This window comes from Trichococcus sp., from assembly GCF_049684335.1.
Taxonomy (GTDB): domain Bacteria; phylum Bacillota; class Bacilli; order Lactobacillales; family Aerococcaceae; genus Trichococcus.
Window position 1 is genome coordinate 38,763 of record NZ_JBAVFV010000009.1, and the last position, 7,585, is coordinate 46,347.

The following is a 7,585-nucleotide window of genomic DNA, read 5'->3' on the forward strand; positions in this document are numbered from 1 at the left end:
TCCCCTTTTCTATATTTTTTTAAAAATTGGTTCACTGTTTAATTGGATAGTATCCGACCAGATGCCTTCTGTTTCAAAAATGACGATCTTATTCTGACCTTTCCTGAAGAGAGCCTTCGGAACATACAACGAGAGCGTTGGCCCCACGTTCCAGAATCTGCCGATATTGAAGCCGTTCACAAGGACGATACCTTTCCCAAACAACTCCATATTGATGAAAGTATCTTTGGGATCATCGATGGTGACATCATATTTGTAGAAGGAAGGCGTATTCTCTCCCCAGCCTTTCTCAAAGTCTATGGATAGCTGATCTGTAAATTCCAGGCTGTATTGCTCCCAATCGGCAACAAAGTGCAAATCGGACATGACACCCGTTCGGAGCCCTTTTTGTTGCGTATCCGCCAGCAGCTTATGCCCATAATTGACTCGTCCCATATTTTCCACTAGCACATCCAACTGATTGGTTCCCGCTTTAGGGTAGGCGTATATTTTTTCTCCGACGTCTTCTTGGTATTGTGTAGCTAGTTTATCTTCGTTGAGGAAGAATTGGATACGATCGCTACCATCTATTACACGATAAAACTCTTCATCGCTGTCTTTATTCACATAACTTCGGTACAACGTATACCCATATTGTTGACCCAACTCTTCCATTGTTTTTGGGTATTTAGACACTTTTCTCTCGGCAAGATCATCTATAACGGAAAACAAACTGACTTTCCCGGCCAACGGGATGTCCCTTATGCTCATGCTTTCCTTGACTAGCGGTTCGTGTTGTTCAATTTCAGGAAACAATTCCTTCATCATCGTTTTCAAGGCGAAGTATTTTTCGGTTGGATTACCTTGCTCATTTAATGGCGCATCGTAATCATAGGAGGTTACTTGCGGAAGATCTTTGCATCCTCTTGCAGAACAACCATTCATAAACCCGAAATTTGTTCCACCGTGAAACATATAGAGATTGACACTCCCGATTTCCAGCGCCTCTTTCACATCATCAGCTAAATCTTGTGGATCTCTTTTTATGATGGGATCATTCCAGCGATTAAACCAACCATCCCAAAACTCCATACACATCAGTGGCCATTTCTTCCCTTTTGATTCATGAAATTCTTTCAAATCCTGAAAATTTTCTTTCGAGCGAGATCCAAAATTACCTGTAGTCAGGATATCGGATTCAGTCAATGTTCCGGCTTCTTGTGTTGCTCTCCAAGCTCCATCCGATGTAAAAATCGGAACGGTTACTCCTTGTTTCAACATCAGTTCATGCAGCACCATTAAATATTCTTTATCCTCGCCATATGAACCGTATTCATTTTCGACCTGCATCATGATAACAGGACCGCCACAATCAAATTGCAGAGGTGAAATAACTTCGAACAGTTTATCATAATAGCGAGAAACTTTTTCGATAAAAAGGTTGTCACTGGAGCGTATTCGCATATTTTTGTAAGTCAATAACCACGCCGGTAATCCACCGAATTCCCATTCTGCACAAATATAAGGGGAGGGTCTTAGAATTACAAACAGACCCAATTCTTCTGCGATTCGGACAAACCCCCTTATATCAAACTGTCCCGAAAAGTTATACTGCCCTTCTTTTGGCTCATGCACATTCCAAGGAATGTAGGTTTCCACGGTATTAAATCCAAGCGCTTTCAAATTATACAAAGAATGATACCAATCTTCGGGAAGAACCCGGAAGTAATGGATGGCTCCGGATAAGATCTTGAACGGCTCCTCATTCAGTAAAAAATCTTCCTTAATTTCAAATTTACTCATTGCTTACATCCTTTCTGAAACGTTTACAGTTAGTATATTAACATACTAAGTCGAATTCTGTAAACTATTTTTTTAGCCATTAAAAAAACTGGCAATTTCTCTTTTTATAAGTTAATATATTAAGTGAAGTGTATTAAAAAGGAGATAATCATGAGGATTCCAAAATACCAAAAAATTAAAGAAGATTTACTCCAAAAAATCAAATCCGGCGAATTTCAACACGGTGATCGCTTTTACAGTGAAGCAGAATTGGTAAAGCTCTACAATGTAAGCTCTATCACAGTCATCAGAGCGATTCAGGAGCTAGCTACTGAAGGATATCTCATCCGGATCCAAGGAAAAGGCACCTACGTCTCTCGTTCGCGTAAACGCAAACTTGTTGAATTCTCTGATATTGAAATTTATGCTGGAAAAACAGAAACAGTAGAGGTTTTGGGTATGGAAATTCAGAATGACGATGAAACGAACCAAGCGTTACAATTAAGAAAGAATGAACAGTATTATAAAATTACAAGGATAAGAAAAGTTGATGGTGATCCTTTTTTACTTCATATTTCTTATATCCCCAGCCGATTTATCAAAAAAGATATTCCTGATTTCAGCTATTACGACTCTATTTATAATCGCTTCAAGAGTGACTTTAGCATCAACCTATTTGATGCGGATTCCAAAGAAATAAATGAAATTTGTTTTCCCACTGATGACAATATTGCCAAATTACTAAATATGAAACCAAACGAACCTTCAGTACGGCAAGAAAAGAAGACGATCTTAGAAGACGGAACTGTAGCTGAAATGGTAATTAGCTACAAAAAGTGGAATTATTATAAGATAGAATTGTCTTCATTTAAAAATCAATATTAAGATATGTCCGATTGAGTTGTGGAATGTAAAAAAGAGATGCCTTCGCAAAAATGCGAAGACATCTCTTTTGTTGTCGTATGAAGATTCCCGTCAAATTCGATCAAACGATGACTCCATAATAACTAAAACTATTCCTGAAAGAAATCTAAAGAAGCCACTTGATAGCTAAGGCCATTTAAGTGCCTCCTAATTGAACAAATATTCCCCCCTGAAATGGTGATAGTCAGTGGCATACTTCGTCGTTAACAATCCGGCATATCCATTAATATTGGTGAAAATTATACCTATATAATTCGAATCACTTTTTGTCAATTTTTTGTAAGTATTACAGGAGTTGTTTCAACATCTCAACACAATACATGAATTTCTGCTTCTGTTGCTTATTTCATGACCCTAGCCTTTCAGAACTATTTTTCGTATTTTCTGCCAACAATCTATTCAGCGCATGTGCGTCCTGTAAGAACTGTTTTTTGTCGTCATCTTTGACAAACTCCAACATAAAATAACGATCAGCTATCTCACTATTCGAAAATCCAGAAAAAACAGCTATATATGTCTCCCAGACGCTTGCTCCCTGTAACAATGGCAAACGTTCTGTATCCTCCCAATGAAAAACATGGACATGCGCTAACCACTTGATCAGTCTGGAAATACTATTCAGATGTTCACTTGCCTCTAAACCTATTGCCGCTTGCCAGTAAAGAAAGATATTCTCTTGCGCGACGGCTTCCATTAATTCTTGTGCGCTTTCGGGGGTGTCTGTCAATGTCCTTCCGTGGTACTCAATATAAATTTTTAGACCAACTTTTTTTGCCATCAGACTAATCCGTTTCGCATCCTTTATAACATCTGAACGATAAGCTACAGTTGCCTCATCAGAGCTTTTCTGCCCTGCCCAAACACGGATAGCCGGAGCGCCCAATTGAATGGCCGTCTCCAGAATTTTTCCGAATGAATGTACCTGTTGGATTTCCCCAACACGGTAATAAGATCCATAAGCGACTGATTCCAATCCTGCTTTCCTCATCAGCTCAAAAACTTCTCTTGCTCGCTCGAATTCCCCAGGGATAACGTGAATATCGCTTCCCCATTCTATTCCGCTGAGATTCCCTTCTATGGCAAGGGCTATGATTTCTTCAACAGTTAGATTTCTGAATGTAGCAGAAACTAATCCACTTTTATTCACCCTCTCCATCCCTTCCATAATTAATATACAATCGTTGAATAGCTATATTCAAAAACCCCCACACGATAATTTAGCGGTGGGGGGTAATAAGTATTAAGGTTGTTTGCCGATATAAGCCAGGATACCGCCATCGACGTACAGCACGTGGCCGTTCACGAAATCCGAAGCGGTGGATGCCAGGAAGATGGATGGGCCAGCCAAGTCGATTGGTTCGCCCCAGCGTTCGGCTGGTGTGCGGCCGACGATGAATTGGTCGAATGGGTGGCGTTCGCCGTTTTCTTGCAGTTCGCGTAGTGGCGCTGTTTGCGGCGTCGCGATGTAGCCAGGTCCGATGCCGTTACACTGGATGTTGTATTGACCGTATTCGGAAGCGATGTTTTTCGTCAACATTTTCAGTCCGCCTTTGGCGGCTGCATAGGCGCTGACGGTTTCGCGGCCAAGCTCACTCATCATCGAGCAGATGTTGATGATTTTGCCGCTTCTTTTTTCGATCATGTCCGGAAGCACGGATTTGGCCATGATAAACGGTGCAGTCAGGTCGATATCGATGACCTGGCGGAAGTCCGCCACGGCCATTTCGATCATCGGTGTGCGTTTGATGATGCCGGCATTGTTGACCAGGATATCCACGGAGCCGACGTCCTCTTTAATCTGTTTGATCATCGCTTGCACGCCCGGCTCGTCGGTCACGTCGCAGACATAGCCGCGCGCTTCGATGCCGATAGCTTTATAATTGGCGATCCCATCATCCACCGATTTTTGGTCCAAATTATTGAAAACGATCGTTGCACCGGCCGCAGCCAATGATTTCGCGATCTCGAATCCGATTCCATATACCGCACCCGTGATGAGTGCCACTTTTCCGTCCAAACGGAACATATCCATATTAAAGTCCATGCGTATCCCTCTTTCTTTTTTCGTTTATTTTAGTTGGTCCATCGGAACCATATCCATGTCCGTGTAGGTGATGTTTTCGCCGCACATCGACCAGATGAACGAGTAGTTGCTTGTACCTACGCCGGAGTGGATGGACCAGCTTGGGGAGATCGCAGCCTGTTCATTGCCCATGACCAAGTGTTTTGTTTCATCCGGTTTCCCCATCATGTGGAAAATGCGCGTGTCTTTTTCCATATCGAAATAGACGTAGGCTTCCATTCTGCGTTCGTGCGTGTGTGTTGGCATGGTGTTCCAAGCGCTGCCCGGCTCCAAAATCGTGTAGCCCATCTGCAATTGGCAGCTTTCGCAAATATTCGGATGGATGTATTGGTAAATTTTGCGTTTGTTCAGCGTCAACGGTTCGCCGGTTTCCATCGGAGTGATGGTATCGATGCTGATTTTCACGTTCGGATGTTTGTGGTGCGCCGGCACGGAGCTGATGTAGAATTTGGCCGGATTGGCTGCATCCTCTGATGAGAAGATGACTTGGCGCGTCTCTTTGCCGATGTAGTAACCATCCTGTTTTTTCATCTCTTCTTTTTTGCCGTCGATTTCAATGGAGCCCGGTCCGCCGATGTTGATGACACCCATCTCGCGGCGCTCCAGAAAGTAATCGACGCCCAATTCTTTGTCCAGGACGATCTCCAATGCTTTATCGGTTGGCGTGACGCCGCCGAAGATCATGCGGTCATTGTGGGTATACGTCAGGCTGATTGCGCCCGGAACGAACACTTTTTCGACCAGAAATTCCTTGCGCAGTTGTTCTGTCGAATAATGACGGATATCCTCCGGACTGTGTGTATAACGTGTTTCCATATTTTGCATGTGATAATCCCCTTTATTTTGTATTTCGTGTTTTTTTTTACATATAATCTTGCAGACTTTCCTTTGACCTTTTACTTCCCTTTGATCTCGGCAAACTTATCGGCATACTGCCTCGCCACTTCGGTAACCTTATCAAAGTCACCGGTCGCAGCTGGGGCCAGCAAGTTGCCGCCGACACCGACCGCGATGACGCCGGCATCGAACCATTCCTGCATGTTCGCCAGACTGACGCCGCCTGTCGGCATCAGGTTCAGGTGCGGCATCGGCGCTTTGAAGCTCGGCACGATGCTCGGACCGTAGGCGCTGCCCGGGAACAGTTTGATGATGTCGGAGCCGTTCTTCAGTGCTTCTTTCATTTCCGTAATCGTCATGCATCCCGGCAGATAAGGGATTTGGTACAAATTACATAACTCAGCCGTCTCTTTATCGAAATTCGGGCTGACGATGAACTCGGCGCCGGCTAGGATTGCCAGACGGGCAGTGATGGCATCCAATACCGTCCCCGCTCCGATCACGACTTCCGGTTGGTCCTTATAGACTGCCGCCAATTCGCGGATGACCTCATCCGCGTTCGGGACCGTAAATGTCAATTCAATGCCGTTCAGACCACCCGCGACGATCGCGTGGCTGGACTTCAGAGCCTCTTCCTTTGTGGTGCCGCGGACAACTGCCACGACCCCCGTTTTCTCCAAACGATTCAAAATAGATACGCGTTTCATCCGATTCCCACTTTCTTAACTCGTTAGCATAGTGTTTATCCTTGAGATACTTCAAATTTAAACATTCTTCCCATATACTTCTAATTCAGTCAATGCAGGAAAAGGCGAATCGTCGTTGGCTTTGATAAGTTCTCCAATTTCGATCCATTCTACTTTGCGTGGCTGAATGTCAAAATATTGTGGGATCCCGCTTTTTTCAAAATGAACTACCTCACTTGATCCATCTGAATATCGGAAGGTCGCCTTTTCCCAATAGGAATCATGCGGAAAATCGGCTCGCAGGACAATCCCGATGCGATCGATTTCAACCATTCTTCCAAAGGTTACACGCATGCTTGCATCCGCTTGCTGGTTGATTCCCCAGGATTGATAGGGATACGCACCATGACTGTTCGTTGCGATTATGCCATCAATGGCATTTCTGGCCGCAAACACTGACTCATTCCGTGTTTCGACATTGGCTGTAGCATGCGGATACGCGCTACTTTCTCCATGATCAGCCGGATTCAGGGCTAAATTTTGGTATGCGTTTATTTCCTGCTCACTTGCCAATCGGGCAGCCACGTAATGACGTTCCCCTTCGAAGGCCCGTGGAGAGAAGGCTCGTTTCGCCTCCGGATCCAATATGATTGGATATTCCCAACTTAAGCCCGGCAAATAGATTTTTGCGCTCTCGATGGCATCGTCAACTTTCACTATCAGATATTGTTCCGGCCTATCAACTGTAAATACTAGTTTGTCCCCTTCAGAATACTGCATATATTTAAAATCCAAATAAACCTGGTCGGTTCCTTCAACAGCCTTAATGCACACATTTTCCTTATTTAGCCAGGATATTGTCATCTTCACCATCCAACGCCTCCTCCCTTCACTAGTAAATTCTTTTGTTACCCTGATGCGTTTTTATATTCAGTCTTCCGTACAAAGGCGTTTCTTCGTAAAAATAGAGCTTGTTTCCTTTAAACGTATCTTTATGAGCATAGAAAATATGAACTTTTTCATTATCCTTTACACCCTTGATTTCGAAACCATGCATATAATCTTTTTTCACCTCAGCCGGTACTCCATCTTGTTTAACAGTGACTTCCTGAAGATGTACATGTTCCTTCGAAAGAATGGTCGCAAATATACCGACATCTTCGAAAGACTGTTCCGCAACGACCATTTTGTTGGATTGCAGCTGATTATATTGCGGTGAATAAAGACTGCCTTTCACCTTGATATGATCAGCTTGAAGCTGCTGCATGAATACATTCAATCCAGCCGAAAAAAG

The 7,585-nt window shown here is 43.6% G+C and carries 8 protein-coding genes; 1 reads left to right on the forward strand and 7 read right to left on the reverse strand.

What is annotated here, in order from left to right; all coding sequences use genetic code 11:
- Nucleotides 1–9: 9 nt before the first annotated feature.
- Nucleotides 10–1,782, reverse strand: a complete 1,773-nt coding sequence (locus tag WBM30_RS01800; RefSeq protein ID WP_424899088.1) for a glycoside hydrolase family 35 protein — start codon at nt 1,780–1,782, stop codon at nt 10–12.
- Nucleotides 1,783–1,932: 150 nt separating this feature from the next.
- Here WBM30_RS01800 and WBM30_RS01805 point away from each other — a divergent pair, with 150 nt between their 5' ends.
- Nucleotides 1,933–2,646, forward strand: a complete 714-nt coding sequence (locus WBM30_RS01805; protein ID WP_424899089.1) for a GntR family transcriptional regulator — start codon at nt 1,933–1,935, stop codon at nt 2,644–2,646.
- A 385-nt stretch (nt 2,647–3,031) separates the two neighbouring features.
- Here WBM30_RS01805 and WBM30_RS01810 read toward each other — a convergent pair whose 3' ends face one another.
- The 6 genes from WBM30_RS01810 to WBM30_RS01835 all read right to left on the reverse strand — a co-directional run.
- Nucleotides 3,032–3,832 (reverse strand): sugar phosphate isomerase/epimerase family protein, encoded by an 801-nt coding sequence (locus WBM30_RS01810; RefSeq protein WP_424899090.1) that lies wholly within the window; start codon nt 3,830–3,832, stop codon nt 3,032–3,034.
- Between the two features lie 93 nt (nt 3,833–3,925).
- Nucleotides 3,926–4,729, reverse strand: a complete 804-nt coding sequence (locus tag WBM30_RS01815) for a gluconate 5-dehydrogenase (protein ID WP_424899091.1) — start codon at nt 4,727–4,729, stop codon at nt 3,926–3,928.
- 24 nt (nt 4,730–4,753) lie between these two features.
- On the reverse strand, nt 4,754–5,593 hold the full coding sequence (kduI, locus tag WBM30_RS01820; protein ID WP_424899092.1) for a 5-dehydro-4-deoxy-D-glucuronate isomerase: 840 nt from the start codon (nt 5,591–5,593) through the stop codon (nt 4,754–4,756).
- A 71-nt stretch (nt 5,594–5,664) separates the two neighbouring features.
- Entirely contained in the window at nt 5,665–6,312 is a 648-nt protein-coding gene (locus WBM30_RS01825) for a bifunctional 4-hydroxy-2-oxoglutarate aldolase/2-dehydro-3-deoxy-phosphogluconate aldolase (protein ID WP_424899093.1), read from the reverse strand.
- 57 nt (nt 6,313–6,369) lie between these two features.
- On the reverse strand, nt 6,370–7,164 hold the full coding sequence (locus WBM30_RS01830; protein WP_424899094.1) for a hypothetical protein: 795 nt from the start codon (nt 7,162–7,164) through the stop codon (nt 6,370–6,372).
- 19 nt (nt 7,165–7,183) lie between these two features.
- A partial coding sequence (locus WBM30_RS01835) for a hypothetical protein (protein ID WP_424899095.1) occupies nt 7,184–7,585 on the reverse strand: 402 nt, incomplete at its 5' end.